This window comes from Streptomyces sp. MH60, from assembly GCF_002939385.1.
Classification (GTDB): domain Bacteria; phylum Actinomycetota; class Actinomycetes; order Streptomycetales; family Streptomycetaceae; genus Streptomyces.
Window position 1 is genome coordinate 80838 of record NZ_MULI01000020.1, and the last position, 25670, is coordinate 106507.

At 72.9% G+C, this 25670-nt stretch carries 26 protein-coding genes; 13 read left to right on the forward strand and 13 right to left on the reverse strand.

The window, feature by feature from the left end; translation table 11 throughout:
• Positions 1 to 41: 41 nt before the first annotated feature.
• The 3 genes from BZZ08_RS15635 to paaI all read right to left on the reverse strand — a co-directional run bounded on the left by BZZ08_RS15635 (position 42) and on the right by paaI (position 3310).
• Entirely contained in the window at positions 42 to 1340 is a 1299-nt protein-coding gene (locus tag BZZ08_RS15635; RefSeq protein WP_104632822.1) for a flavin-containing monooxygenase, read from the reverse strand.
• A 111-nt stretch (positions 1341 to 1451) separates the two neighbouring features.
• On the reverse strand, positions 1452 to 2798 hold the full coding sequence (gene paaK, locus BZZ08_RS15640; RefSeq protein WP_104632823.1) for a phenylacetate--CoA ligase PaaK: 1347 nt from the start codon (positions 2796 to 2798) through the stop codon (positions 1452 to 1454).
• Positions 2795 to 3310, reverse strand: a complete 516-nt coding sequence (gene paaI, locus BZZ08_RS15645) for a hydroxyphenylacetyl-CoA thioesterase PaaI (protein ID WP_104632824.1) — start codon at positions 3308 to 3310, stop codon at positions 2795 to 2797. The genes paaK and paaI overlap by 4 nt, the downstream gene beginning before the upstream one ends.
• A gap of 165 nt (positions 3311 to 3475) precedes the next feature.
• On the opposite strand from paaI, the gene paaA reads away from it, so the two are divergent.
• Genes paaA through paaE form a run of 5 tightly spaced genes read left to right on the forward strand, consistent with a single transcriptional unit; the run spans position 3476 to position 7213 of the window.
• A complete protein-coding gene (gene paaA / locus BZZ08_RS15650; RefSeq protein ID WP_104632851.1) occupies positions 3476 to 4462 on the forward strand; it encodes a 1,2-phenylacetyl-CoA epoxidase subunit PaaA in 987 nt (328 codons plus the stop codon).
• On the forward strand, positions 4459 to 4761 hold the full coding sequence (gene paaB / locus BZZ08_RS15655) for a 1,2-phenylacetyl-CoA epoxidase subunit PaaB (protein ID WP_104632825.1): 303 nt from the start codon (positions 4459 to 4461) through the stop codon (positions 4759 to 4761). The genes paaA and paaB overlap by 4 nt, the downstream gene beginning before the upstream one ends.
• A 9-nt stretch (positions 4762 to 4770) precedes the next feature.
• Positions 4771 to 5598, forward strand: coding sequence for a 1,2-phenylacetyl-CoA epoxidase subunit PaaC (gene paaC / locus BZZ08_RS15660; protein ID WP_104632826.1), 828 nt, complete (start codon positions 4771 to 4773; stop codon positions 5596 to 5598).
• On the forward strand, positions 5592 to 6107 hold the full coding sequence (gene paaD / locus BZZ08_RS15665) for a 1,2-phenylacetyl-CoA epoxidase subunit PaaD (protein WP_198601494.1): 516 nt from the start codon (positions 5592 to 5594) through the stop codon (positions 6105 to 6107). Before paaC ends, paaD begins: the two co-directional genes overlap by 7 nt.
• A complete protein-coding gene (gene paaE, locus BZZ08_RS15670) occupies positions 6107 to 7213 on the forward strand; it encodes a 1,2-phenylacetyl-CoA epoxidase subunit PaaE (RefSeq protein ID WP_104632827.1) in 1107 nt (368 codons plus the stop codon). Before paaD ends, paaE begins: the two co-directional genes overlap by 1 nt.
• Before the next feature lie 22 nt (positions 7214 to 7235).
• Here the strand turns inward: paaE and BZZ08_RS15675 are convergent, their stop codons facing one another.
• Complete coding sequence (locus BZZ08_RS15675) at positions 7236 to 8453, reverse strand: alginate lyase family protein (protein WP_104632828.1); 1218 nt, start codon at positions 8451 to 8453, stop codon at positions 7236 to 7238.
• A 266-nt stretch (positions 8454 to 8719) separates the two neighbouring features.
• Between BZZ08_RS15675 and BZZ08_RS15685 the strand changes: the two genes are divergently transcribed.
• On the forward strand, positions 8720 to 10183 hold the full coding sequence (locus BZZ08_RS15685; protein WP_104632829.1) for an alpha/beta hydrolase family protein: 1464 nt from the start codon (positions 8720 to 8722) through the stop codon (positions 10181 to 10183).
• Here BZZ08_RS15685 and BZZ08_RS15690 read toward each other — a convergent pair.
• Positions 10180 to 11082, reverse strand: a complete 903-nt coding sequence (locus BZZ08_RS15690) for an aminoglycoside phosphotransferase family protein (RefSeq protein ID WP_104632830.1) — start codon at positions 11080 to 11082, stop codon at positions 10180 to 10182. The genes BZZ08_RS15685 and BZZ08_RS15690 overlap by 4 nt on opposite strands.
• 75 nt (positions 11083 to 11157) lie before the next feature.
• The gene (locus BZZ08_RS15695) at positions 11158 to 11736 is read right to left on the reverse strand and encodes a tellurite resistance TerB family protein (RefSeq protein ID WP_104632831.1); all 579 of its coding nucleotides are present in this window, start codon (positions 11734 to 11736) and stop codon (positions 11158 to 11160) included.
• A gap of 192 nt (positions 11737 to 11928) precedes the next feature.
• On the opposite strand from BZZ08_RS15695, the gene BZZ08_RS15700 reads away from it, so the two are divergent.
• The gene (locus BZZ08_RS15700) at positions 11929 to 12351 is read left to right on the forward strand and encodes a GtrA family protein (protein WP_104632832.1); all 423 of its coding nucleotides are present in this window, start codon (positions 11929 to 11931) and stop codon (positions 12349 to 12351) included.
• A gap of 120 nt (positions 12352 to 12471) precedes the next feature.
• Positions 12472 to 12879 carry a RidA family protein gene (locus BZZ08_RS15705; RefSeq protein WP_104632853.1) on the forward strand — a complete coding sequence of 136 codons (408 nt, stop codon included), beginning with the start codon at positions 12472 to 12474 and terminating at the stop codon, positions 12877 to 12879.
• Positions 12880 to 12885: 6 nt separating this feature from the next.
• On the opposite strand, the gene BZZ08_RS15710 is transcribed toward BZZ08_RS15705, so the two are convergent.
• Genes BZZ08_RS15710 through BZZ08_RS15730 form a run of 5 tightly spaced genes read right to left on the reverse strand, consistent with a single transcriptional unit; the run spans position 12886 to position 18405 of the window.
• On the reverse strand, positions 12886 to 13779 hold the full coding sequence (locus BZZ08_RS15710; protein ID WP_104632833.1) for a Gfo/Idh/MocA family protein: 894 nt from the start codon (positions 13777 to 13779) through the stop codon (positions 12886 to 12888).
• Between the two features lie 55 nt (positions 13780 to 13834).
• Positions 13835 to 15037, reverse strand: a complete 1203-nt coding sequence (locus tag BZZ08_RS15715; protein WP_198601496.1) for an ROK family transcriptional regulator — start codon at positions 15035 to 15037, stop codon at positions 13835 to 13837.
• Positions 15038 to 15055: 18 nt separating this feature from the next.
• Positions 15056 to 15940 carry a carbohydrate ABC transporter permease gene (locus BZZ08_RS15720; protein ID WP_104632835.1) on the reverse strand — a complete coding sequence of 295 codons (885 nt, stop codon included), beginning with the start codon at positions 15938 to 15940 and terminating at the stop codon, positions 15056 to 15058.
• A complete protein-coding gene (locus tag BZZ08_RS15725) occupies positions 15937 to 16968 on the reverse strand; it encodes a carbohydrate ABC transporter permease (RefSeq protein WP_104632836.1) in 1032 nt (343 codons plus the stop codon). The genes BZZ08_RS15720 and BZZ08_RS15725 overlap by 4 nt, the downstream gene beginning before the upstream one ends.
• 33 nt (positions 16969 to 17001) lie before the next feature.
• Complete coding sequence (locus tag BZZ08_RS15730; protein WP_104632837.1) at positions 17002 to 18405, reverse strand: ABC transporter substrate-binding protein; 1404 nt, start codon at positions 18403 to 18405, stop codon at positions 17002 to 17004.
• Positions 18406 to 18557: 152 nt separating this feature from the next.
• Here BZZ08_RS15730 and BZZ08_RS15735 point away from each other — a divergent pair, with 152 nt between their 5' ends.
• From BZZ08_RS15735 to BZZ08_RS15750, 4 genes are read left to right on the forward strand one after another with little or no spacing between them, the layout of a single operon-like run.
• On the forward strand, positions 18558 to 19604 hold the full coding sequence (locus BZZ08_RS15735) for a zinc-binding dehydrogenase (RefSeq protein WP_104632838.1): 1047 nt from the start codon (positions 18558 to 18560) through the stop codon (positions 19602 to 19604).
• Positions 19605 to 19630: 26 nt separating this feature from the next.
• On the forward strand, positions 19631 to 20431 hold the full coding sequence (locus BZZ08_RS15740; protein WP_104632839.1) for a sugar phosphate isomerase/epimerase family protein: 801 nt from the start codon (positions 19631 to 19633) through the stop codon (positions 20429 to 20431).
• Complete coding sequence (locus BZZ08_RS15745; protein ID WP_104632840.1) at positions 20428 to 21792, forward strand: MGH1-like glycoside hydrolase domain-containing protein; 1365 nt, start codon at positions 20428 to 20430, stop codon at positions 21790 to 21792. The genes BZZ08_RS15740 and BZZ08_RS15745 overlap by 4 nt, the downstream gene beginning before the upstream one ends.
• Positions 21789 to 23726, forward strand: a complete 1938-nt coding sequence (locus tag BZZ08_RS15750) for an amylo-alpha-1,6-glucosidase (protein ID WP_104632841.1) — start codon at positions 21789 to 21791, stop codon at positions 23724 to 23726. Before BZZ08_RS15745 ends, BZZ08_RS15750 begins: the two co-directional genes overlap by 4 nt.
• 5 nt (positions 23727 to 23731) lie before the next feature.
• Here the strand turns inward: BZZ08_RS15750 and BZZ08_RS15755 are convergent, their stop codons facing one another.
• The gene (locus BZZ08_RS15755) at positions 23732 to 24172 is read right to left on the reverse strand and encodes a hypothetical protein (RefSeq protein WP_104632842.1); all 441 of its coding nucleotides are present in this window, start codon (positions 24170 to 24172) and stop codon (positions 23732 to 23734) included.
• A 136-nt stretch (positions 24173 to 24308) separates the two neighbouring features.
• Here BZZ08_RS15755 and BZZ08_RS15760 point away from each other — a divergent pair, with 136 nt between their 5' ends.
• Positions 24309 to 25238 carry a GNAT family N-acetyltransferase gene (locus tag BZZ08_RS15760; RefSeq protein ID WP_104632843.1) on the forward strand — a complete coding sequence of 310 codons (930 nt, stop codon included), beginning with the start codon at positions 24309 to 24311 and terminating at the stop codon, positions 25236 to 25238.
• A 7-nt stretch (positions 25239 to 25245) separates the two neighbouring features.
• Here BZZ08_RS15760 and BZZ08_RS15765 read toward each other — a convergent pair.
• The coding region (locus BZZ08_RS15765) for a TSUP family transporter (RefSeq protein WP_157953341.1) at positions 25246 to 25670 on the reverse strand (425 nt) is incomplete at its 5' end.

A 25670-nucleotide genomic window follows, 5' to 3' on the forward strand; every position in this document is an offset into this window, starting at 1 on the left:
ACGCGGCCGGGCATCGTCGCCGAGGACGCCCGGCGGGACGGTCACACGGGCAGCGACTCGCGGAACTCCGCCAGGTACGGACCCACGTCGACCTGGATCGAGGCGCCCCGGGTCCGGCCGTAGCGCTGGACGATGCCGGCCAGGTACGTGCCGGTCTCCTCGCGCATCTCCTCGGCGGCGGGCAGTGCGGCGGCGCCGTCGATCAGGCGGGCCACCCACTGCGCCTGGGCCTCCACCAGCCGGGTGATGGCGCCCACGGGCCGCACCAGTCCCACGAAGTACAGACCGGGTCGGTCCGCCGGGACGACCCGCCGGTACAGCTCGACCGAGCCGTCCGCCGCCACCGGGCAGCCGGGGGGCAGGAAGGGGAAGGTCATGTGGAAGCCGGTGCAGTAGACGACCGCGTCGGCGGTCTCGGAACTGCCGTCCGTGAACACGACCCGGTCGCCCTCGAACGAGGCGATCGCGGGCTTCGGGGTCACCGCCCCGTGCCGGATCCGGCTGAGGATCTCGTCCGAGAGGGTCGTCGCGGAGGAGAAGACCGGGTGGTCGGGCTCGGGCAGGCCGTAGTCCGACAGTCTGCCGCGGGCCACCAGCAGGGCCTGCTCCACCCACTGGCGCCGCTCGGCGAACGACATCTCGTTCCACCACGGGGCCTCGGCGATCTCGTCGACCGACATCCCGAAGAGCTGCTTGGGCACGATGTGCAGTCCCCGGCGCACCGAGAGCAGGGTCCGCTCCGCGTGCCGGGAGAGGTCCGCGGCGATGTCCACCGCCGAGGCGCCGAGGCCCACCACGACCACGCGCCGGCCGGCGAAGTCGGCGCCGTCGCGGTAGTCGAGGGAGTGAAGAATCGTTCCGGCAAAGGACTCCGCACCGGCCGGAAGGGGATCGGGCAGGGCCGGGTCGGTGTGGTGGCCGGAGGCGACGACCACCCGCTCGAACCGGCGCGAGCTCCGCGCGCCGTCCGGGCCCCGGCTGACGACCGTCCAGGTGCCGTCCGGCGCCTGGCGGACGGACTGCACCTCGGTCCGCAGCTCGACGTGGTCGAGCAGTCCCGCCCACTCGGCGAAGGACCGCAGGTAGGCGGCGACCTGGCTGTGCCGGGGGTAGAGCGGGTACGAGGACGGCATCGGGAAGTCCGCGTAACCGGTCAGCTGCTTGGCGGTGTTCAGGTGCAGGGACTGATAGCCCGGTCCCCGCTCACCGGCCCCCGGCTGTCGCCAGATCCCGCCGACGTCGGGCGCCTTCTCCAGACAGACGAAGGAGATGCCGCGCTCCTTCAGGGCGTGGCCCACCGCCAGCCCCGACAGGCCTGCACCGATCACACACACACGCACCGGATGTCCCCCCAGGATGTACTCAACCTCCCCCGATCATGCCTTTACTGCCCATCCGTTTCTTCCCGCACACCAGCACGACCCGCGAACGGACGTGTTCGTGCTCACGTTTCACGCGCCCCGCAGGTCCCACACCCGGCGGATCTTGCCGAGCGAGCGCTCCAGGGTCTCCGGCTCGACGACCTCCACCTCCACGGTCACGCCCACACCGTCCTTGACGCCCTGCCCGATCGCTCGCGCGGCGGCTTCGCGCTGTCCGGGACCGGCGTCGGGCCGGGCCTCCACGCGCACCGTCATGTGGTCCATGCGGCCGCGTTCGGTGAGCCGGATCTGGAAGTGCGGGGCGACGCCCGGCGTGCGCAGCACGATCTCCTCGACCTGGGTGGGGAAGACGTTCACCCCGCGCAGGATGATCATGTCGTCGCAGCGCCCGGTGACCTTCTGCATCCGGCGGAAGGCGGGACGTGCGGTGCCGGGCAGCAGGCGGGTCAGGTCGCGCGTGCGGTAGCGGATCACCGGGAGCGCCTCCTTGGTGAGGGAGGTGAAGACGATCTCGCCCTCCTCGCCCGCGGGCAGCACGGCGTCCGTGAGCGGGTCCACCACCTCGGGGTAGAAGTGGTCCTCCCAGATGTGCAGCCCGTCCTTGGTCTCGACGCACTCCTGCGCCACGCCGGGGCCGATCACCTCGGACAGGCCGTAGATGTCCACGGCGTGGATGTCCATGCGCTCCTCGATCTCGCGCCGCATCTCCTCGGTCCACGGCTCGGCGCCGAAGATGCCGACTCGGAGGGAGCTGGTGCGCGGATCGACGCCCTGCCGCTCGAACTCGTCGAGCAGGGTGAGCATGTAGGACGGGGTGACCATGATGATCTCGGGCCGGAAGTCCTGGATGATCTGTACCTGACGTGCCGTCATGCCGCCGGAGGCGGGGATCACCGTGCAGCCCGCCCGTTCGGCGCCGTAGTGCGCGCCGAGGCCGCCGGTGAACAGGCCGTAGCCGTAGGAGATGTGCACCTTGTGGCCCGGCCGGCCGCCGGCCGCGCGGATCGAACGGGCTATGACGTCCGCCCACATGGACAGGTCGTTGTCCGTGTACCCGACGACGGTGGCGCGGCCGGTGGTGCCGCTGGAGGCGTGCACGCGCCGCACGTCGGCCATCGGGACGGCGAACATGCCGAAGGGGTAGGTGTCCCGCAGGTCCGCCTTGGTGGTGAAGGGGAACCGGGACAGGTCGGCCAGGGTGCGGCAGTCGTCGGGGGTGACCCCGGCGGCGTCGAACTTCTTGCGGTACAGCTCGACGTTGTCGTAGGCGTGCCGCAGGGTCGCGCGCAGGCGGTCCAGCTGGAGCTCGCGGAGCTGCTCCCCGGACAGGCGCTCGGCGTCGTCCAGCAGGTCGTGGGGGAGGGGCTCGCCCGGTCGGGGCGCCGGGGCCGCCCCGGTCGTCGGCTCGCTGCTCATCGCGACTCCTTCGTCGTCGTGCCCGGCGTCTCGCGCGCCGTGTCGTCCCGCGCGTGGCGGCTGCCTGCGTCGTCCCGCGCACCCCCGCCCCGCCCGTCGTCCCGCACGCTGCGGCTTCGGCCGCGGAACTCCGCGATCACCTCGTCACCGCGCCGCACGCTCACGTCGTAGATCCCGCTGCGCCCGTACCGGGCGCGCTCCTCGGCGAGGGCCACGAGTACGTCGCCCTCCCGGGCCGGGGCGACGAAGACGATGTCGGCGCCGGCCGCCACGGTCACCGGACCGTGGCTGTTGCAGGCGCAGGCGAAGGCGGTGTCGGCCAGCAGGAACAGGAAGCCGCCGTGGGCGATCCGGTGTCCGTTCACCATCGCCGGGGTCACCGTCATGCGGACCACGGCTCTGCCCGCGCCGTGCTCCACCAGCTCGATGCCGAGCCCCCGGGAGGCCTCGTCCGCGGAGAACATCGCCTCCGTGGGTGTCTGCTCAGTGGCCTGCGACACCGTACCCACCACCCTGTCTCCCGACCGACCATTCGGTTAGCACGCGGCAAGGCCAAGTAATCCAGCCACGCGGCGGCGCTGTCAAGAGTGTGACCGGCGGCGCTCCGGCTCTTGCCCGGCGCGCGGAAACACGTCACACTGATACCGAACGAATGGTCGGTTGGGAAGCTGGTGACGATGACCACGACACACGCCGCCGAGGCGCCGCCCCCGGACGCGCCGGACGGACTCCAGGAGCACTTCGACGCGACGATCGCGCGCGACCAGCGCGTCGAGCCGCGGGACTGGATGCCCGACGGGTACCGCAAGACGCTGATCCGGCAGATCGCCCAGCACGCGCACTCGGAGATCATCGGCATGCAGCCCGAGGGCGAGTGGATCACCCGGGCCCCGTCGCTGCGCCGCAAGGCGATCCTGTTCGCCAAGGTCCAGGACGAGGCCGGGCACGGCCTGTACCTGTACTCGGCGGCCGAGACCCTCGGCGCGGACCGCGACGACCTCACCCAGCGGCTGATCGAGGGCCGCCAGAAGTACTCGTCGATCTTCAACTACCCGACTCTCAGCTTCGCCGACGTCGGCGTGATCGGCTGGTTCGTGGACGGCGCCGCGATCTGCAACCAGGTGCCGCTGTGCCGCAGCTCCTACGGGCCCTACGCGCGCGCGATGGTGCGCATCTGCAAGGAGGAGTCCTTCCACCAGCGGCAGGGCTACGAGCTGCTGATGACCATGATGCGCGGCACCGACGCCCAGCGGGAGATGGTCCAGGACGCGGTGAACCGCTGGTGGTGGCCGTCCCTGATGATGTTCGGCCCGCCCGACGACGCCTCGCCCAACTCGGCGCGGTCGATGGCCTGGAAGATCAAGCGGCACAGCAACGACGAACTGCGCCGCCGCTTCGTCGACATGACCGTCCCGCAGGCCGAGAAGCTCGGCGTCACCCTGCCCGACCCGGAGCTGCGCTGGAACGAGGAGACCGGGCACCACGACTTCGGCACCCCCGACTGGGACGAGCTGATGCGCGTCATCAAGGGCGACGGGCCCTGCAACGACCGGCGGATGGAGCGGCGGCGCACCGCCCACGAGGAGGGCGCCTGGGTGCGCGAGGCGGCCACCGCCCACGCCGCCAAGCAGGCCGCCCGCGCGGAGAAGGGAGCGGCGGCATGACCCCCGGGAAGCCCGAGAAGCAGGGCTGGCCGCTGTACGAGGTGTTCGTGCGCGGCAAGCGCGGCCTCAACCACGTCCACGTCGGCTCGCTGCACGCCGCCGACGACGCCATGGCCCTCACCCATGCCCGCGACCTCTACACCCGGCGCAACGAGGGCGTGAGCATCTGGGTGGTGCGCTCCGAGCACATCGCCGCCTCCACCCGCGACGAGAAGGACCCCTTCTTCGCCCCCAGCGCCGACAAGGTCTACCGCCACCCGACCTTCTACGACATCCCCGACGACGTCCCCCACATCTAGGAGCAGGGCATGAGTGACGACCACGTCTACCTCACCCTGGCCGAGGGGCACGAGGACGACACCCGCTGGGCCTACGGCACCGGCTTCGAGGACCCGCTGCACGGCGTCGACACCACGGTGCCCGAGGGCGTCGACGCCGGAGCGCTGGCCGCGGACTGCGTGGCGCTCGCCGACGACGCCCTGGTCAGCGCCCAGCGGCTCGCCGAGTGGGTCACGCGGGCGCCGGAGCTGGAGGAGGAGGTGGCGCTGGCCAACATCGGGCTCGACCTCCTCGGCCAGGCCCGCCTGCTCTACTCCCGCGCCGGGCAGGTGGACGGCACCGGCCGCGACGAGGACGCCTACGCCTACTTCCGGGACGCCGACGACTTCCGCAACGTCCGCCTGGCGGAACTCCCGGGCGGCGACTTCGCGTTCGCCGTGGTGCGGCTGCTGGTGCTCTCCAGCTGGCGCCTCGCCCACTTCCGCCGGCTTCAGGACCACCCCGACCCGGTGCTGGCGGCGGTCGCCGCCAAGGGCGTCAAGGAGCTGACGTACCACCGCCAGTACGCCGCCGAGTGGTGCGTGCGCCTGGGTGACGGCACGGACGAGTCCCGCCGCAGGATGCGCGCCGCGCTCGACCGGGTCGCCCCGTACCTCGGGGAACTGCACACGGCGTACGACGTCCGGGACGAGGTCGCCGACGACCTGCGCCAGGTCACGGAGGCCGCCGGACTGCCCCTGCCGGTCTACCGTCCCTCGGCCGGCTCCGGCCGCGCCGGCGAGCACACCGAACACCTGGCGCCGCTCCTCACCGAGTTGCAGGGCGTCGCCCGCGCCCACCCGGAGGCGACATGGTGACCGAAGGCCCCGCGCTCCTGGACGCGCGCCGCGCCCGGCAGGTCGCCGAGCAGGTGCCCGACCCCGAGCTGCCCATGCTGACCCTCGCCGACCTGGGCGTTCTGCGCGACGTCGAGGTGGCCGCGGACGGCACCGTGGTCGCCGGTCTGACCCCCACCTACTCGGGCTGCCCGGCCATGGCCGAGATGCGGGCGGACGTCGCCGCGAGGCTGCGCGAGGCCGGGTACCCGCGCGTGGAGATCCGCACCGTCCTGGACCCGCCCTGGACGAGCGACTGGATCACCGAGCCGGGCCGCCGGAAGCTCGCCGAGCACGACATCGCCCCGCCCGGTGCGGCACCCCGCGGCCCGGTCCCCCTGGTGCTGTCGCCCACCCGGCCCGCGGTGCCCTGCCCCCGCTGCGGCTCGGCGGACACCGAGGAGACCTCCCGCTTCGCCGCCACGTCCTGCAAGGCCCTGTGGCGCTGCCGGGCCTGCCGCGAGCCGTTCGAGTACGTCAAGGAGATCTGATGGCCCCGACCGCCCCCGTCCCGGCGCCGCCGGTGCGCACCCGCCGCCGGCCCGCCTTCCACCGTCTGCGCGTCGCGGCCGTCGAGCGGCTGTGCGTGGACGCCGCGGCCGTGAGCTTCGAGATCCCCGGCGAACTGGCCGGGGAGTTCGCCTTCGCGCCCGGTCAGTCGCTGACCCTGCGGCGCGAGGTGGACGGCCGGGACGAGCGCCGCTCGTACTCGATCTGCGCACCGGCCGGCTCGGCGCCGCGCATCGGGGTGCGGGTGGTGCCGGGCGGACTGTTCTCGGCGTGGCTGGTCGAGGAGGTGCGGCCGGGCGACACCGTCGAGGTGATGGCGCCCACCGGCCTGTTCACCCCCGACCTTTCCACCCCCGGCCACCACGTACTGGTCGCGGCCGGTTCGGGCATCACCCCGATGGTGTCGATCGCCGAGTCGGTGCTCGCCGCCGACGACCGCTCCACCGTCACCCTCTTCTACGGCAACCGGCGCACCGACACGGTGATGTTCGCCGACGAGCTGGCCGACCTGAAGGACCTGCACCCGACCCGCTTCCACCTCGCCCACGTGCTCTCCCGCGAACCCCGCGAGGCCGAGGTGCTCTCCGGCCGCCTGGACGCCGGACGGCTCGCGGCGCTCATCGGCTCCCTGCTGGACGCGGAGAGCGCGGACCACTGGTGGCTGTGCGGACCGCAGGGCATGGTCGCCGACGCCCAGCAGGTACTGAGCGGTCTGGGCGTCCCGGCCGAGCACGTCCACCGGGAGCTGTTCTACGCCGACGACGAGCCCGTGCGGGAGGTGCGCCACGAGGAGAGCGGCCCGCGGGGACCCGTCAGCGAGGTCACCGTCACCCTGGACGGCCGCTCCACGACCGCTCCGCTCTCCCGGGACCGGTCCGTCCTCGACGGGGCCCAGCAGACCCGCCCCGACCTGCCCTTCGCCTGCAAGGGCGGGGTCTGCGGGACCTGCCGGGCCCTGGTCACCGACGGCCGGGTCGACATGCGGCGCAACTACGCGCTGGAGGCGGCCGAGGTCGACGCCGGCTACGTCCTGACCTGCCAGTCGTACCCGGTCTCCGAGAAGCTGACCGTGGACTACGACAGCTGACTGGACGTCAACCCTTGCCCGCTCAGGCGGGATTGTCGCCGTGGGTGAGGGTCTCCCAGGCGACGAACAGGTTGTTCGTGCCGGAGGGGCGGGTGCGCTCGGTGAGCGCCTCGGTGTTGTCCATGGCGAAACCGAGGCGGTTGTGCAGGGCGTTGTAGCCGACCTCGGTCACCGGACCCAGGCCGAGGTGGAGCGCGCCCCCGCACAGCCAGCTCGGCACGCCCGCGCCCTGCTGGTACTTCGCCTGGAAGCCGAGCGCGTGCCGCAGCCGCTCGCCGACGTCGGTGCCGTACAGGTCCTGTCCCTGGATGCGGCTGGTCTCGGCGACGTGCGAGATGGACGAGATGCCGTACCCGGTGTGGGTGAAGTCCCGGCAGGTCTCCTGGGTGAGGCCGGTGACGAAGGTGGACTGGCCCTGCCAGTACTTGACGATCTTGTCCCGGGTGTCGAGGTGCTGGCTCGGGACGGTCTTCGGCAGGTCCCCGTCGGAGTCCAGGTACACGTACGCGGCCGTGCGGGTGCGGAACCTGGCCATCGCCCGGTCGTAGGAGGCCCTGTCCTCCAGGAAGACGGAGATGCCGACGGCGGCCTCCGTCATCGTCAGCTCCCAGTTGCCGTTGGAGTTGGAGCCGTTGACGATCTCGGGCAGGTAGACGTCCCGGAGCATGGTGGCGAAGCGGCCTGAGTTCGCCCAGGTGCCGCCGTACGTGTACTTGATGATCTCGGCGGCCTTGGGCCACGAGGAGCCCGCCCACCCGGTCTGCAGCGGGGCGTTGCTGTTGGTGTGGTCCCGGATCACGGCGGACCAGGCGTCCATCAGCTCGATGGACTTGCGGGCGTAGCGCTCGTCACGGGTGAAGTACCAGGCCAGCGCGTTGGTGTAGGCCGCGATCGCGTCCTCGCGCTCGTCGGTGCAGCCGTAGTTCGGGTTGGAGTAGGAACCGCACTCGACCACCGCGCGGGGCTTCGGGCTGCGGTTCGGGTCGGCGTACCTGCTCGCCATCATCTGGTCGAAGGCGCCCTTCCAGGGCTGGGCCCCGGCGTCGATCCTGGTGCGGACGAAGTCGAGTTGCCCCTGGGAGACGGTGACTCCGGGATGCGTGAACGCGGCCGGTGCGGCGTCCGCGCGGGGGGTGGCCGTGCCGGGACCGGCCAGCAGGGTGCCGACGAGCGCGGCGGTGAGGGCCGCAAGGAGGACGGCGCGGGATCTGCGGTGGCGGCGCGGGGGAGCAGAGGACATGTGGGGGGTCCATTCGTTCGAGTATGTGAACGTTGGGTGGTGTTCTGAACGTTCGACTGGGCGGTGACGATAGGTAGAGACCAATGGGTCGTCAAGAGGCCGCGCAGGAACGCTCGGAGTCCCGGGACGGTGGAGGGCAGCAGGGGGCGGCGAACACTATGAACGCAACGGCCGAAGGGGTGGCTCCGGCTCCGGGAGATTCCTAACATCCCCGCTCGCGACGCGACTTCGCGCCGGCCCGCAGCAGCACGTACAGGAGCCCCACCTTGACCGCACCCCCCGCTCCCCGGCACGACACCCGGCCCGCCCACCGCAGAAGCCGCCCGGCGGTGGTCGCCGCCGCGCTCACCGCCGTCCTCCTCGGCACCCTCGGCAACGTCTCCGCCGCCCCCGCGGCGGTAGCAGAGCAGCCGGTGGCCGCCGACTGCCCGCCCGCCCTCGCCGGGAAGGCCACCTGCTACACCGGCCGGGACGCGCGCGGCGCCCACTACACGATGGCCGTACCCCACCGCTGGAACGGGTCCCTCGTCGTGCACGCCCACGGCGGCCCCGACCTGGGCGACGCCTCGGACCCCGCCCGCAGCACCGAGGACCTGGAACGCTGGGCCGTGCTGGTCGACCAGGGATACGCCTGGGCCGCCTCCTCCTACCGGCGCGGCGGCTACGGGGCCCGCATGGCGGCCGCCGACACGGAGAACGTGCGCCGCCTGTTCACCGAACGGTTCGGCCGGCCGGAACACACCTACCTGCACGGCCAGTCCTGGGGCGGGAACGTCGCCGCCAAGGCCGCCGAGACCTACGGCCGTCGCCCCGGCGCCTACGACGGGGTGCTGCTGACCAACGGCGTGCTCGGCGGCGGCTCGCGCGGCTACGACTACCGGGTGGACCTGCGGGTGGTCTACCAGTACTACTGCCACAACCACCCGCGTCCGACCGAGCCGCAGTACCCGCTGTGGCAGGGCCTGCGCCCCGGCTCCACGATGACGACCGCCGGGCTGCGCGCCCGCCTCCAGGAGTGCACGGGCCACGCCTCGGACCCGGCGGAGCGGACCGCGCTCCAGCAGCGCAACCTCGACGACATCCTCGCCGTCACCGGCATCCCCGAGCGCACCCTGGAATCACATCTGCGGTTCGCCACCTTCACCTTCCGGGACATCGTCTCCGACCGGCTCGGCGGGCGGAACCCCTGGAGCAACCGGGGGGTGCGCTACTCGGGCTCGCACGACGACAAGGCGCTCAACGCGGGCGTCGAGCGCTTCTCGGCCGACCCCACCGCACGGCGCGACCTGTCCTGGGACAGCGACCTCACCGGCCAGGTCTCCCTCCCCGTCCTCACCCTGCACGCCATCGACGACCCGACGGCCTTCGTGGAGCACGAGGCGGCCTACCGCGCCACGCTCCGCGGCGCCGGCCGGGACCACAACCTCGTCCAGACCTTCACGCGGGAACACGAGCACAGCTCGCTGAGCGACTCCGAGTACGCCAACTCCCTGGCCGCGCTGGACTCCTGGGTGCGCACCGGCCGCAAGCCGGGCCCGCGGTCGATCGCCGCCTCCTGTGCCGCCTTCGACGCGAGGTACGGCGAGGGGTGCTTCTACGACCCGGGCTTCCGTCCGGCCCCGTACGCCTCACGGGTGCGGCCCCGGCCGGGCGGCCTCGCCTGGCCCGCCATGACGGCCGCGCGGGAACGGGCGTGGAGCAGGATCGAGGGCGTGGGGATCGCGCCCTAGGGCCTGTCGCTCAGTACCGCCCGGAGCACATGACGGGCGTTGCCGGCCATCGCGGGGTTGGTCTTCCGGTAGTACGGCAGGGCGATCAGGGCCTGGGAGAGGGTGCGGCCCCGGCCGCGCCGCCAGGTCGCGTCGTCCACGCCGAGGGCCTCGCGGAAGACCTCCCGCGCGCCGGGCGGCAGCAGATTCCACGCCGGGAAGAGGTCGCAGGCCGGATCGCCCACCCCCATGCAGCCGAAGTCGATCACCGCGGACAGCCTGCCGCCGTTCACCAGCAGATTGCCCGGCATCAGGTCCGCGTGCAGCCAGCGCGGCGGCCCCTGCCAGATGGGAGCGCGCAGCGCGTCCTGCCACACCGCGGCCAGCGCGTCGCAGTCGACGCCCTCCTCGGGCAGGCCGCGCAGCTCGTCGAGCGCGGCCCGCGTCGGCCCGTCCAGCGCGGCGAGCGGCCCACCGCGGTACGCCTTCGGCGCGTGCGGCAGGGTGATGCCGCCCATCGCCGCCACGAAGGCGGCCAGATCCTCGGCCAGCGCCACGGGCTCGGTCAGCGCGCCGGCCTCGGGGATCCGACCGGGCAGCCACCGGTAGACCGACCACGGCCAGGGATAGCCGTCGGCCGGCGCCCCTTCCCCCAGCACCTCGGGCACCGCGGTGGGCAGCAGGGGCGCCAGCCGGGGCAGCCACGTCCGCTCCGTCGCCACGTCCGCCACGCCGCCCTCGACCAGCGGCAGCCGTACCACCATGTCCTCGCCCAGCCGGTACATGGCGTTGACCGTGCCGCCGGAGGGGAACCGCTCGACGGGCAGCCCCGCCCATAGCGGGAACTGCCCGTCGACCAGGCGCCGTACCAGACGGTCGTCGACGCGGCGCAGGTCCGGATGCTGCTGCCCTGAACTCATGGGCCCCTATCCGACCCTTGGTCACGGACGGCCGTCAAACCCTTTCCCGGCCGACGGTGCTCGCGGGGCGTGGGGTCAGACGCCGAACTCCGAGGGCGGGATGTTCAGTGCGGTGCACGCCTCACGGATCGCGTACTGCTCGGACTGCTCGAAGGTCCCGTCGGCACCGGCGACGACCATGCCGGTCTGGACCACCGCACGGGCCTCCGCGGGCTTCTTGGCGGCCTTGGCGATCACCTGGAGTGCCTCGGCCTTCCCCTGCTCGAAGTTGGCGAGGAGCCGGTCCACGTGCTGGTTGAACCGCTGGCGGAGCTGGTCCGCCGGGAAGTTCTGCAGCACCTCGTTGGAGACGATCAGCTCCTCCACGCGCTGCCGCTCGGCCGGCTCCACCCGGCCGTCCGCGGCGGCGACCAGCGCGCACATGGCCATGCTGGCGTCACGGTAGGCGCCGCTCTTCAGCTCGTTCTTGGCCGAGGCGAGCTGGGACTTGAACATCCCGATCAGCTGGGCCTTGGAACCGCCGGAGGACGAGCCCGACCTGCCACCCCCGACGGGTCCGTGCGATCCCTGGCCGGATCCGCTCGCTCCCCGAGTGCTGCCCTGGGACTGCTGGAAGGTCTTGGCCTGGTCCTTGATCTTGTCCCACATCGCCACTCGTGCCACCTCGGCTTCTGTTGCTGCGTATCGGTCTGTCCTCGGCCGCGGTCTCCCGCGGTCACCACGATGAACGCTCCCGGGGACCACAGGGTTCCCGAAAGGCAAAGACAAGGCAAAGCGGCTGGTGGGGTCGTAGTACGCTGCGCCACCGGGGAGTGCGGAGATCGGTCGACTGCAGGGGAGCGCGCGATGTGGTCGCGGGAGGTCGGCTGGTTCGTCACGATCGGCGTCGCGTCGACCGCCGGGCAGGCGCTGCTCTACTGGGGGCTGCGCCCGTGGTCGCCCCCGGCCGTCGCCAACCTGGTCTCCCTCCTGGTGCTGACGGTGCTGAACACCGAGGCGAACCGGCGGCTGACGTTCCGGCACGCCGCCACGAAACCGGCCCGCGCGCACCTCGGAGCGGGCGGCCTGTTCCTGCTCGGCTACCTGGTCACCTCCGGTGCCGTGCTGTGGTTCACGCACCGGCGGCCCGACGCCTCGCCCGCCGCCGAGACCGCGGTCCTCGCCGCCACGTCCGTCGCCGTCACCGTCGTACGCTTCGTCGTCCTGCGCCTGGCCGTCTTCCGCGCCCCGGCCGCCGATGCGCCTGATCCACGCCGCGCAAGCCGCTGACCTGTTCGGTCACCTTCGGGTTCCCCAGTCACCGAAAAGTGCGTTCTTCCACGTCGGCGGCCACTCTCCTACGGTTCCCGAGTAACCACGAGAGAGCACATGGGCAAGGAGAGCGAAGTCATGGCCATTACCCTGGTGAACCCCGGCGGGCTGCCCGCGGTCGACGTCTACCGGCAGGTGTCGATCGCGTCCGGATCGAAACTGGTCTTCGTCGCCGGACAGGTCGCCTGGGACGCCGACGGCGTCACCGTCGGCGAAGGAGACCTGGCCGCGCAGGCCGAGCAGTGCTACGTCAACGTCGCCACTGCCCTGGCGGCGGCCGGCGCCTCCTTCGCGGACGTCGCCAAGCTGAACGTCCACGTCGTCGACTGGACGCCGGACAAGATGCCCCTCCTGCTGGAGGGCATCGAGCGGGCGGCCGCACGGCTGGGGGTGACCCCGGCCGCGCCGGCCACCCTGCTGGGCGTCGCGGCACTGGACGTGCCCGAGCACCTGATCGAGGTCGAGGCCACCGCCGTCCTCGACTGACCCGTCCTAGCCGTACACGACACCGTCGAGGAGGGTCTGCAGGTACAGGCCGCGTCCGGCGTCGACCGGCGTCGGCGTACGGGTGCGGACGGCCGTCGCGAAGTCGTGGCGCAGGACGGGCCAGCACTCCTCGTGGTCGATGCCGGCCGTGTCGTAGACCAGCGGCTCGGCGGGACCGAAGAGTTCGACGCGGGTCAGCGCGCGGGGGACGGCCACGGAACCGGACAGCGAGGCCTGGCTCACGGCGCCGTTCTCGTGCTCGCAGGTCAGTTCCACCCAGCGGCGCGGGTCACCGGTGGCCCGGACGGCGGTCACCGGGCCGACCGCGGCGTCCAGCAGGTCGAGCAGATGAGGGCCGAGGTCGAGCAGGGCCCCGTGCTCCAGGCGCCAGCCGGTGGCGAACTCCCCGTGCAGGAAGGCGCCGTGGAGGTAGCAGGAGCGGGCCCCGACCGCCTCGAAGGAGCGGGCGGCTTCGAGGAAGGCCCGGGTGGCCGGGTGGTAGCGCTTGGTCAGCACGAGCTGGGAGACGACTCCGGCCTCGGCGACCGCGTCGGCCACGCGACGGGCCGCGGCCAGATCGGGTCCGAGCGGCTTCTCCAGCAGCAGGTCCTTGCCCCGCTTCGCCGCCAGTGGCGCCAGCTCGGCCTGGACCGCGGGCGGCACGGCGAACGCCACGGCCTCGCAGTGGTCCAGCAACTCCTCGAATTCGGCGGCGACATGGGCGCCGTAGGGGGCGGCGGTCTCGCGGGCGGCCTCGGTGCGGCGGGCCCAGACCGCGGTGAGCCGGGTCTCCGGCCCGGCGGCGAGCACCCGGGCGTGCATGGCGCGGGCCCAGGGGCCGGCACCCACGAGCCCGACCTCGACGGGCCGGTCGGTCCAGGGGGCGGGGACAGCGGTCACGGTCTTCCTGTCTTCGAAGGTCTCCCGGCGATCCGTCGGGGCGGACGGGCGGCGGTCAGGAGGCGAGGCGTTCCAGCCGGGCGTCGGCGCCGGCGGGGGAGTAGAGGTGCTCCACGACCATGGCGGCGGCTCCGACGAGCCCCGCGTGGTCGCCGAGCCGCGAGGTGACGACCTGGAGGTTGGCGGTGGCGCGCGGCATGGCCCGCTGGTAGACCAGCTCCCGCACCCCGGTGAGGAAGGGCACCCCGGCCAGCTCTCCGGCGATCATGAGGACCCCGGGGTTGAGCAGGGTCACGACGGTCACCAGGACCTCGCCCACCCGACGTCCCGCCTCGCGGGCCAGCCGGACCGCGTCGGGGTGCCCCTCGTTGAGCAGCCGCCTGACGTCCCGTCCGGAGGCGGTGTCCTGGCCGAGGGCGGCCAGTTCCCTGGCGATCGCCCGGCCACTGGCCACGGCGGCGAGACAGCCGTGGGAGCCGCACATGCACAGCGCGTCGGACCGGTCGTGCAGGCGGATGTGCCCGATGTCGCCCGCCCCGCCGTCGATGCCGCGGTACAGGCGGTCCCCGATGACGACCCCCGCGCCGATGCCGGTGGACACCTTCAGGAGCACGAAGGAGGCGCAGTCGCGGTGGTTGGCCTGGTGCTCGGCCAGGGCCATGAGGTTGGCGTCGTTGTCCACGAGGACCGGTACGGCCGCGGCGGCCGCCGGGTCCAGGCCCAGGCGGGCCGCGTACGCCTCCTGCAGCCGCTCCCGGATCGGGTAGCGGTCCCAGCCGGGCATGATGGGCGGCTCGATCACCCGCCCGGTCTCCCAGTCCACCGGGCCGGGCACGGACAGGCCGATGCCCGCCACGTGGGACGCCGGGACACCGGCCGCCGCGATCAGGTCAGGGAACCAGTCGGCCAGCCCCTGAAGGACCCGGTCGGGGCCCGCGTCGACGTCCATCGGGCCGGTGTGCTCGGCCAGGATGTTGCCGGCCAGGTCGAGCACCGCGGCGCGGGCGTGCCGGGTCTCCAGGTCGAAGGCGATGACCGAGGCGTGGCCGGGGTCGAAGACGATCCGGTGGGAGGGGCGTCCGCCGGTGGAGGCACCCGTGCTGTGGCGCAGCCACCCGGCACGGTTGAGCAGGTCGAGGCGCTGTCCGACGGTGGAGCGGGACAGGCCGGTCGCCTGCTGGAGGTCGGCCCGCGTGTTGGCGCGGCCGCTGCGGATCAGGTGCAGCAGTTCACCGGCGCTGGCCTGACTTGACGTCATCATGGAGTCCCCCACGGCTCAACTCTTGTCGGCGCCACTGGTCAGCCCCTCGGTGAGCAGGCGTTCGGCGGCGAAGAACAGAAGTACCACGGGGATCGTGAGCACCACGGAACCGGCCATGAGGACGGTCTTGGGCACCTCGATGCCGTTGGACAGCTGGGCCAGGCCCAGGGAGACGGTCCACTGGCCGGGGTCGGCGGCCAGGAACAGCAGCGCGAAGAGGAACTCGTTCCAGGCGATCATGAAGACGTACAGGCCCGTCGCCATGAGGGAGGGCAGGGCCAGCGGCAGGATCACCTTGCGCACGGTCTGCAGGCGGGAGCAGCCGTCGAGCGCGGCCGCCTCCTCGATGGAGGCGGGGATGGTGACGAGGTAGTTCTTCAGCATGTAGATCGACACCGGCACGGTCTGCGCGACGTACACGACGGCCAGGCCGACCAGGCTGGAGGAGAGGCCGATCTTCGCGAAGATCACGAAGAGGGGCACGGCCAGCAGCGTCGCCGGGAAGAGGTAGACGGCCAGGAAGAGCGCGCTGACCTGGCGGTGGCCGAAGAACTTCAGCCGGCTCACCGCGTAGGCGCCGGGCACGGCGGCCACGAGGGTCAGCACCACCGTGCCGAGGGAGACCAGCGCCGAGTTGAGGAGGAACTTCAGGAAGCCCTGGCCGCCGTCGTCGGTGGAGCGCAGCACGTCCCGGTAGGTGGAGAGGGTGAAGTCCTTGGCCGAGATCCACAGGGAGCCGGGGTCGAGCAGCAGCGCGTCGATGGGCTTCAGCGACAGCAGCACCATGTAGTAGAACGGCAGGAGGGTGATCACGGCGAGGAACGCGATGACGATCCAGCGCGCGACGCCGAAGAACCTCTCCTCGAACCGGGCCCGGGTCAGGGCCGTCTTGCCGGTCACGCTTCCTCCTGGACCTTGTTGCCGAAGAACTTGAAGTAGAAGCCCAGCAGGATCATCAGCGAGAGGGCCAGGACGAGCGCCTGCGCGGCCGCCGCTCCCACGTCGTAGCGGGCGGTGAGGAAGTCGTAGACGCGCACGGCGGCCACGTCGGTGCCGGCGCCGCCGCCGGTGAGCAGGTAGACGTCGTCGAACTTGTTGAACGTCATGATGAAGCGCAGCACGCACAGCAGCGCGATCACCGGCATCAGCTGGGGCAGCAGCACGTGCCGGAACCGCTGGGTCGGCGTGGCGCCGTCGACCAGCGCGGCCTCCTCCAGCGTGTCGGGCACCGCCTGCAGTCGCGCCAGGATGAACAGGAAGGCGAAGGGGAAGTACCGCCAGCACTCGAAGACGATGACGGTCAGCAGCGCCAGCGGGACGTCGAAGTGCAGTCCCAGCAGGTCGACCTCGTACTGACGGGTCGACAGGAAGGCGATCGGGTCGTCCCAGCCGAACAGCCGCCGGCCCCAGTCGTTGACCACGCCGTACTGCGGGCTGAGCGCGACCTCCCAGACGAAGGCCACGGCGACGACCGGTGCGACGTACGGCAGCAGCATCGCCGCGCGCAGCAGCCCGCGGCCCCTGAACGGCTTGCGCAGGGCGAGCGCGGCGACCAGGCCGAGGAGGACCGAGCCGAGCGTGGCGCCCACCGTGTACAGCAGGGTGGTGCCGAGGCTGGACCAGAAGCCCGCCGAGTCGAAGACCTGCGAGAAGTTGTCCAGGGACCAGTTGCCGAACAGGCCCATGCCCTGGATGTCGACGAGCCTGGCCTTCTGGAAGGCCAGCAGCACGGTCCACGCGATGGGCAGCACGACCACCACGAGGACGACGACGAAGGTGGGGGAGACGAACGCGAGTCCCGCGCGGTTGGCGCGCCGGCTCGCGGTGAGCGGGCGGCGGCCCGGGGAGGGGGGCCGGTCCCCGGACGGGTCCGTGGAGCGGTGGCTGGTGTCCCGGCGCTGCGGCGCGCCGGCTGGGGCTGTGGGCATGAGAGACCTTCGTGATGTGCAGGCGGCGGGCGGCTACTGCAGGGACTTCTTGAGTGCGGCGACCTCTTCGTCGGCGTCGCGCGCCGCCTCGGACGGCGAGCTCTGGCCGCTGGTCATGGCGCCGATGGCCTTCGGCACGGGCAGCTCGCCGTTGGTGGCGCCGACGAGGGCCCCCTCGCCCTGCGTGATGCCCCAGCGGCGCATGTTGCTGACGCCGTCGGCGAGCTGGTCCAGCAGGGTCCTGGGGAAGACCTCGTCCAGGGGCTCGCGGGTGTCCACGCCGATGTCGCTGTGCCGCCAGGCGTCCAGGTAGCGCTCGGGCTCGGCGGCCGTGCCCTTGCGGACCGGGATCTTGCCTTCGGGCGCCATGCCGAACCAGGACTCGTAGCCGGTGCCCATCATGTACTCGATGAACTCGCGGGACGCCGCCGTCTCGGCCGTCTTGGTGGTCACCCAGGAGGTGATCTCCCCGAACTGGGCGGCATCCTCGGCGTCGGGCCCCTTCATCGCGGTGACGATGCCGCTGTGGTCCGACAGGTACCGCGGGTCCTTCGCGCACTGGGGGCAGCTGGGCAGGGCGTCCTTGCGCAGTCCGGCGAGTTCGTCGAGCAGGAACGAGGACCAGATGACCATGGAGGACCGGCCCGCGAAGTAGGTGGCGCGGGTGGAGTCCACGGTCTGGGTACCCGGGGCGCCGTAGCCGCGGGCCAGCTGGTCGTAGGTGCGGAAGGCCGCCTGGCAGCGCGGCGATTCGAGGGCGACCTCGTGCCGGTCGTCGACCAGCTGGCAGTCGTTGGCCAGGGCGAGGCTCTCGAAGCTCTGGGAGGTGAAGACGTCGCTGGGGTCGGTGGCCGCCGAGATTCCGTCGTGCCCCTTGGTGGTGAGTGCCTTGGCGGCGGCCAGCGCCTTCGTGTACGTGTCCGGAGCGGACAGGCCCTTCTGCCCGAACTGGTCCTTGCGGTAGACCAGCAGCTGGAGCCAGGCGTCGGACGGCACGCCGAGGCTGGTGCCGCCGTCGGACGTCAGCTCCAGCGCGTTGGCGTTGAAGGTGTCGCGCCCCAGCCCGTCGACGATCCGCTTCGGGATGTCGGTGTTCAGCAGGCCGTTGCTGTACATCTGCCAGACCTGGCCCATGGGTGCGGCGCCGATGACGTCGGGCAGGGTGCCCGAGGCCGCCGCCGACATGATGAGCTGCGGCATCTGCCCCTCGTCGACCCCGACGAGCTTCACCTTGACGCCGGTCTTCTTCTCGAACCCGTCGATGACCTTCTGCGTCGCGGCGACGCGGTCCGGCAGGTTCTCCTGCGACCAGACCGTGATCTCACGGTCCGGCTTGCCGGGCCCGGTGCTGCTCGCGCAGCCCGAGAGCAGCCCGATTCCCAAAGCTGCCGTGACGCCGACCGCGATCGTCCTCGACCGCAGGGTCCTGATGCGCATGGAGTGTCCTCGTTCCGACTTACGTCTGCTCGTCACGCATCACAGCATCACTTTTGCTTGTTGACAAGACATAAGTTGCGGATATTGTCGACGCAACCGCATCAGCAACCCTTCCGGAGCCCTCCGTGTCATCCGTGTCGCCCGTGTCATCCGTGGAGCGCGTCGTCCAGTTCACCGGCCCCCGCCAGGTGGAGGTGGCCGAGCACACCAGGGCCGAACTGCCGCCCGGCCACCTGCGGGTCCGCACCCGCTACTCGGGCATCTCGGCCGGCACCGAGCTGACCGCCTACCGCGGCACCAACCCGTACCTGACCCGGACCTGGGACCCCGAGGCACGCCTCTTCCGGGACGGCGCGCCCGGCATCGAGTACCCGGTGGCCGGCTGGGGCTACTCCGAGGTCGGCGAGGTCGTCGAGGTCTCCCCGGAGCTGGCCGGCACCCCCGGCCTGCCGGTCCCCGGCGACCTGGTGTGGGGCATCTGGGGCCACCGCAGCGAGGGCGTCGTCCCCGCCGAGCGCATGGTCGGCCACACCCTGCCGGCCGGTCTCGAACCGCTGGCCGGTGCCTTCGCCCGGGTCGGCGCCATCGCGTACAACGCGGTCCTGGCCGGTGACATCCACCTCGGCGAGGACGTCGCCGTGTTCGGGCAGGGCGTCATCGGCCTGCTCACCACCCGGCTCGCCCGGCTCAGCGGCGCCCGCGTCACCGCCGTCGACGCCCTCGACGGCCGCCTGGAGACCGCGAAGCACTACGGTGCCCAGCACACCCTCAACGCCCGCACCGACGCCGTCGCCGAACGCGTCCGCGAGGCCACCGGCGGCCTCGGGGCCGACCTCGCCATCGAGATCAGCGGCGCCTACCCGGCCCTGCACGAGGCGCTGCGCTCGGTCGCGGCCGGGGGCCGGGTGGTGGCCTCCGGCTTCTACCAGGGCGACGGCATCGGCCTGCGCCTCGGCGACGAGTTCCACCACAACCGGGTCCAGCTCATCTGCTCCCAGATCGGCGGCGTCCCGCCCCAGCTGTCCAACCGCTGGAGTGTCGAACGCCTCCAGCGGACCTTCCTGCGCCTGGTCGCCGAGGGCCAGGTGGACGTCGACTCCCTGGTGAGCCACGTCGTCCCCGTCGCCGACGCCGCCGACGCCTACGTACTGCTGGACGAGCGGCCCGCCGAGGCGCTGCAGGTCGTCCTGGAATTCTGAGAGCCCCGAAAGGCAGAGGCACCCCCATGCTCAAGACCGCCGTCCAGGAACAACTCCTGCCCGGAGACACTCTGCAGGCCAAGTGGGACTTCGCCCAGCAGGCCGGATACGACGCGATCGAACTGCGCGGCAAGGGCGACTTCCACTTCGCCTCCCGGCGCGAGGAACTGCGCCGGGCCCGCGAGGACGGCGTCGTCATGCCGACCGTCTGCGTCGACATGCTGCACTTCCTCGGCGCCTTCGACGAGGAGCTGCGCCGCGACGCCGTCGCCCAGATGAAGTCCCAGCTCACCGTGATCGCCGAGATCGGCGGAGTGGGCGCCCAGACCCCCGCCTCGTACGGCATGTTCTCCCGCCGGCTGCCGCCCTTCGAGCCGCCGCGCACCGAGGAGGAGGACCGCGAGGTGCTCCTCGCCGGGCTCACCGAACTCGGCGAGCACGCCCGCAGCGAGGGCGTCACGCTCTTCCTGGAGCCGCTCAACCGCTACGAGGACCACATGGTCAACCGGCTGGACCAGGCCGCCGACCTGATCCGCGCCGTCGGCCTCGACTCGGTCCGGATCGGCATCGACAGCTACCACATGAACATCGAGGAGAGCGACCCCGCCGCCGCCATCGTCGCCCACGCCGACGTCATCGGCCACGCCCAGGTCTCCGACTCCAACCGCTTCCAGCCCGGCGCCGGGCACCTCGACTGGCCCGCCTGGCTCGGCGCCCTGCACACCGTCGGCTACGACGGCCACCTCGCCCTCGAATCCCGGCTGACCGGGGACCCCGTCCAGGCCGTGCGCTCCGTCCCCGCCTTCCTCAAGAGGTCGGGCGCGTGAACTCCCCCCTGGACCTCCTGGACCGGCCCGCGCCCACCGCGCCCGCGGACCTGACCCTGCGGCGCGGTGCGGCGCGGGTCCTGCTCGACAACTGGACCGGCGCCTCCACCGTCCCCTCCCGCACCCTCTACCCGCACCAGTGGAGCTGGGACTCCGCCTTCGTCGCCATCGGGCTGCGCCACCTCTCGGTGCGCCGCGCCCAGCGGGAACTGGAGTCCCTGCTGGCCGCGCAGTGGGCCGACGGACGCGTGCCCCACATCGTCTTCAACCCCGCCCTGCCGCACGACGCCTACTTCCCGAGCCCCGACTTCTGGCAGTCCTCCACGGCGGGCCGGGCCGCCGGCGCCCCCTCGTCCGTCGAGACCTCCGGCATCGTCCAGCCGCCCGTGCACGCCCTGGCCGCCTGGCTGGTGCACCGGGCCGACCCGGCCGAGTCCCGGCGCCGCGGCTTCCTCGCCCGGGTCCGGCCGAGGCTCGCCGCCTGGCACGACTACCTGCTCGACCGCCGGGACCTCGGCGGGGGCGGCCTCGCGGCCGTCGTCCACCCGTGGGAACCCGGCATGGACAACAGCCCCAGCTGGGACCGGGCCCTGCGACGGGTCGAACCCAGCCCGCCCGGCACCTTCCGGCGCGCCGACCTCGACCACGGCCGCCCCGTCGACCGGCCCACCGACCTCGACTACGGCCGGTACGTCCGGCTGGCCACCGAGTACCGGGAGGCCGGCTACGACGACCGCGTCGTACGGCACCTCTTCGCCGTGGAGGACCCCGCCTTCAACGCCCTGCTGATCGTGAGCGAACTGGCCCTGGCCGCCATGGCACGCGAACTGGGGCTGCCCGCACGGCGGCACACCGAGCGGGCCGCCGAACTGACCCGGGCGCTGGTGGACCGGCTCTGGGACGAGGAGGCCGGCCTGTTCCGCGTGCGCGACCTGCACCGCGGCACACCGGTCGACGAGCGGACCGTCAGCGGACTGATCCCGCTCCTGGTCCCGCGCCTGCCGCGGCACGTCGTCCGGCGGCTGCACGCCACGCTCACCGGACCGCACTTCAGCGCGCCGGCCACCGACCTGGTGCCCAGCTACGACCTGACCGGGCACGCCTTCCACCCCACCCGGTACTGGCGCGGTCCCGCCTGGTTCAACACGGCCTGGCTGATCGAGCGCGGGCTGCGCACCCACGGCCTGGGGCAGGACGCCGCGCGCCTGCGCGCCGGGTTCCTCGCGGAGGCCGGACGCTCCGGGTTCGCCGAGTACGTCGACCCCGCCACCGGCGCGGCCTGCGGCACCCGGCACTTCTCCTGGACCGCGGCGCTCACGCTCGACCTGCTCAGCGCCGACCCGAAGGAGACCGGAGCATGACCGCGGCCGACCCCCGCGTCCAACTGGTGCGCGACGCCACCTTCGTCCGCCTCGGCACCGACGGCGCGATCAGCGGCGTCCGCGGCTCGGCGCCCGACGGGCTGTTCCGCCAGGACGCCCGGCACCTCAGCCGCTGGCGCCTCACCGTCGACGGCACCGCTCCGGTCGCCCTCGTGCCCGCCACGGCGGACACCGACGACACGGCCACCGGCGTGCTGACCCCCGAGGGCACCCGGGACAACCCGCCCGCGTACACCGTCTTCCGACGGCAGAGCGTCACCGCCGGCACGTTCACCGAACACCTGAGCCTGGTCAGCAACCGCCCCGACGCCGTGACGGCCCGCCTCGACCTCACCGTCGACGCCGACTTCGCCGACCTCTTCGAACTCCGCGCCGACGACCGCCACTACGCCAAGCCCGGCGCGGAGTACGAGAGCCGCGACACCGCCGAGGGAGTGCTCTTCAGCTACCGACGAGCCGACTGGCACGCCCGGACCGAACTCACCTGCAGCCCTGCCCCGGGCGAGTCGGCCCCCGCGCGGGACCAGCCGCGCTCCACCGCCCGGAAGCTGACCTGGCACCTGCCCCTCGACGCGCACGGACGGGCCGACCTGCACCTGACCGTCCGCGCCCACCCGCACGGACGGACCCGGCCGCCCGCCCCCACCCCTACCCCCGCCGCCGTACGGCGTCCCGTACGGCCCGACAGCGCGACGGACGACCTGACGCGCACCTGCGCACGCGGTCTCGCCGACATCGACCTGCTGACCATCCCGGTCCCCGGCGTCGACGGAGAGGACGTGCGGGTCCCGGCCGCCGGCATCCCGTGGTTCTTCACCCTGTTCGGCCGGGACTCACTGCTGACCGCCTACTTCCTGCTGCCGTACCGGCCCGCGACGTCCGCCGCCGTCCTCAGCGCGCTCGCCGCCACCCAGGGCCGGCGGCACGACCCCTTCAGCGGCGAGCAGCCCGGACGCATCGTCCACGAGACCCGGCACGGCGAACTCGCCCACTTCCGGCAGGTCCCGTACGGCCGGTACTACGGCGCCGTCGACGCCACCCCGCTCTTCCTCGTCCTGCTCCACGCCCACCACGAGACGACCGGCGACCGGGCCCTGGCACAACGCCTGGAACCGCACGCCCGGCGGGCCGTGGACTGGATGCTCACCGACGGCGGCCTGGAGCAGCACGGGTACCTCGTGTACGACCCGGACCCGGGCGGGCTGGTCAACCAGAACTGGAAGGACTCCGCCGGCGCCGTCTGCTTCCGCGACGGAACCCAGGCCGGGGGACCCGTCGCGGTCTGCGAGGCGCAGGGCTACGCCTACGACGCACTCCTGCGCACCGCCGAACTCGCCGACGCCGTCTGGCGGGACGAGGCCTGGGCTCGTCGGCTCCGCGAGCGCGCCGCCCGGCTGCGGGACCGCTTCACGGCGGACTTCTGGATGCCGGACGCGGACTTCCCCGCCCTCGCGCTGGACGGCGACGGCCGCCGGGTCGACGCGCTGGCCTCGGACGCCGGGCACCTGCTGTGGTCGGGCATCCTCGACCCGGAACGCTCCCGCCGGGTGGGCCGGCGACTCCTCGAGCCGGACTTCTTCTCCGGCTGGGCGATCCGCACCCTCGCCGCCGGACAGCGTCCGTACCACCCGCTGTCCTACCACCGGGGCAGCGCCTGGCCGCACGACAACGCGGTCATCGTCCTGGGCCTGGCCCGGCAGGGACTCGCGGCGGAGGTGCGCACCGTCGCGGAGGGACTCGTCGCGGCGGCGGCCCATCACGGCCACCGGCTGCCCGAGGTCCTCGCCGGATACGACCGCTCGGCGACCACCGCGCCCGTTCCCTACCCCCATTCCTGCTCACCGCAGGCCTGGGCCGCCGCCACCCCGCTGGCCCTGCGGACGGCACTGGGGCGGGAACCACTCGGGCCCTGACCCGGCTACTGCGACGCCGGCCGGGCGCGGCCCCGGCCCGGGGCGCCGGCGCGACGACGGCAGCCCGCGTCGTGCCGCGCGCCGAGCGAGGTCCACCACCGTTCGCAGCAGTCCTCGGGCAGCGGGACACGGTCGGCCACGGGGCGCGCGCACTCCGGTCCGTGCACGACACCCTCGGAGTGCCGCCAGAACGCGCAGCACGGCTCGAGACCGGGCGCGAACGGATCCCGCGGCTCCGGCCGGGCCAGCAGCTCGGCCCGCCGGGCCAGGGCGACCCTGCGCCGGTGCTCCGCGGCCTCACGGGCGGCGCACCAGGCGAAGACCGCGGCGACGTACAGTCCGGGCAGGGTCAGCCAGGAGTGGCGGATGGCCGCGTACACGGCGGCGGCGACAAGGAGCGCGGCGGCGGCACGGCACGCGCGGGCGGTGCGCAGGCTCGGCGTCACAGGGAACTCCCGTGGGTCGGCGGGGGAGAAGGCCTCGGGACATCCGTATGCCCCCGGTTCGCCGCAGTACGTCATTCCGTCGCGTCCGGCGGAAAATCCGTTGCGGCCACCCGCCGCGTGCCCGACTCTGCTCCTCATGTCCACCGCCGACCTGCGACCGGCCACCCTTGCCGACGCCCCCGCCATCACCGGACTCCTCAACGAGATCGACCGGATCGAGATCGGCCGCCCCGAGACCGACCAGCACACCGTCGAAGCCGACCTGAAGCACCAGCAGACGGATCTGACCCGGGACTCGTGGCTCGCCTTCGACGACGGCCGGCTGGTCGCGTACGGGCTGCTGTGGGACGAGTCCGGCGGGGAGCGCGTCGACATCGACCACTACGTGCTGCCCGGCCACCAGCGGACCGGGCTGCGCGTGCTGGTGGCCATGGAGGCCCGCGCCCTGGCCAAGGCCCGGGCCAACGGCGCGGAGCGCGCCGTCGTCCACCTCCACCTCAACGCCACGCCCACGACCGACACCGCGCTCCTCGCCGAGCGCGGCTGGAGCGTCGTCCGCACCCACCACGTCCTGCGCCGCGCGCTGGACCCGGCGGCCGACCTCCCGCCCGGGGCCCCGGCGGGCGTGCGGGTGCGGGCGTGTGCCACGGAGGCGGACCGCGTCCGGGTGCACGAGCTGTACCAGCGGTCGTTCGCCCAGCACTTCGACTTCCGGCCGCGCCCCTACCGGCTGTGGCTCGACGACATCGACGCCACGGGCCTCGACTGGTCCCTGGTGTGGCTCGCCGAGGCCGACGACCTGGGCGACGCCGGGTTCCTGCTCGCCCGGGACGACCGCGAGGCCATGGGCTGGATCCGGAGCCTCGGCGTGCTGCGCGAGGCCCGCGGCCGCGGCCTGGGCGGGTTCCTGCTGCGGCACGCCTTCGCGGCCTTCGCCGCCCGGGGCCGGGACACGGTGGGCCTCGGTGTCGACACCGCCAACGCGACCGGCGCCCCGCGGCTGTACGGCCGCCATGGCATGACGGTCCACTTCGCGGTCGACACCTGGGAGGCCGTGATCGCCTGACGGCGCCTCACAGCACCATCGCGACCGCCACCGCGGCGAGCAGCGCGACGTACGTCCAGGCGTAGAGGCGGTCGGGAAGGTGCGGCGGTCGCCGGCGCAGCACCGCGATCACCGGCAGGGCGCCCAGGAGCAGTGCCCCGGCCGCGCGGAGGTCGACGAGGCCCACCAGGGACACGTGCGCGTGGGCATCGGCGGGTCCCGCGGAGGCGCCCAGGAAGACGGCGGCGGCCGGCAGCGCGGTCGCGAGGGTCAGCGGGTTGGCCAGCGCGGTCGCCACGTGCATCGTGTGCCCGGCCCGCCGCAGCGCGGGGACGGTCATCACGCTGCCCCCCACGCCGAGGAAGGCGGCGACCGCGCCGACGGGCGCACCGACGACGGCCGGCAGCGGCCGCGGCGGTCCCGCGCGCCCCGGCCGCGGGCGCAGGAAGCCGG

Excerpts from the sequence above, each read along its gene's own strand:
- paaK (WP_104632823.1), bottom strand. The coding sequence starts at position 2,798 with ATGAGCAGCGAGCCGACGACCGGGGCGGCCCCGGCGCCCCGACCGGGC.
- paaA (WP_104632851.1), top strand. The coding sequence starts at position 3,476 with ATGACCACGACACACGCCGCCGAGGCGCCGCCCCCGGACGCGCCGGAC.
- paaB (WP_104632825.1), top strand. The coding sequence starts at position 4,459 with ATGACCCCCGGGAAGCCCGAGAAGCAGGGCTGGCCGCTGTACGAGGTG.
- paaC (WP_104632826.1), top strand. The coding sequence starts at position 4,771 with ATGAGTGACGACCACGTCTACCTCACCCTGGCCGAGGGGCACGAGGAC.
- paaD (WP_198601494.1), top strand. The coding sequence starts at position 5,592 with ATGGTGACCGAAGGCCCCGCGCTCCTGGACGCGCGCCGCGCCCGGCAG.
- paaE (WP_104632827.1), top strand. The coding sequence starts at position 6,107 with ATGGCCCCGACCGCCCCCGTCCCGGCGCCGCCGGTGCGCACCCGCCGC.
- BZZ08_RS15675 (WP_104632828.1), bottom strand. The coding sequence starts at position 8,453 with ATGTCCTCTGCTCCCCCGCGCCGCCACCGCAGATCCCGCGCCGTCCTC.
- BZZ08_RS15690 (WP_104632830.1), bottom strand. The coding sequence starts at position 11,082 with ATGAGTTCAGGGCAGCAGCATCCGGACCTGCGCCGCGTCGACGACCGT.
- BZZ08_RS15700 (WP_104632832.1), top strand. The coding sequence starts at position 11,929 with ATGTGGTCGCGGGAGGTCGGCTGGTTCGTCACGATCGGCGTCGCGTCG.
- BZZ08_RS15705 (WP_104632853.1), top strand. The coding sequence starts at position 12,472 with ATGGCCATTACCCTGGTGAACCCCGGCGGGCTGCCCGCGGTCGACGTC.
- BZZ08_RS15715 (WP_198601496.1), bottom strand. The coding sequence starts at position 15,037 with ATGACGTCAAGTCAGGCCAGCGCCGGTGAACTGCTGCACCTGATCCGC.
- BZZ08_RS15725 (WP_104632836.1), bottom strand. The coding sequence starts at position 16,968 with ATGCCCACAGCCCCAGCCGGCGCGCCGCAGCGCCGGGACACCAGCCAC.
- BZZ08_RS15730 (WP_104632837.1), bottom strand. The coding sequence starts at position 18,405 with ATGCGCATCAGGACCCTGCGGTCGAGGACGATCGCGGTCGGCGTCACG.
- BZZ08_RS15740 (WP_104632839.1), top strand. The coding sequence starts at position 19,631 with ATGCTCAAGACCGCCGTCCAGGAACAACTCCTGCCCGGAGACACTCTG.
- BZZ08_RS15750 (WP_104632841.1), top strand. The coding sequence starts at position 21,789 with ATGACCGCGGCCGACCCCCGCGTCCAACTGGTGCGCGACGCCACCTTC.
- BZZ08_RS15760 (WP_104632843.1), top strand. The coding sequence starts at position 24,309 with ATGTCCACCGCCGACCTGCGACCGGCCACCCTTGCCGACGCCCCCGCC.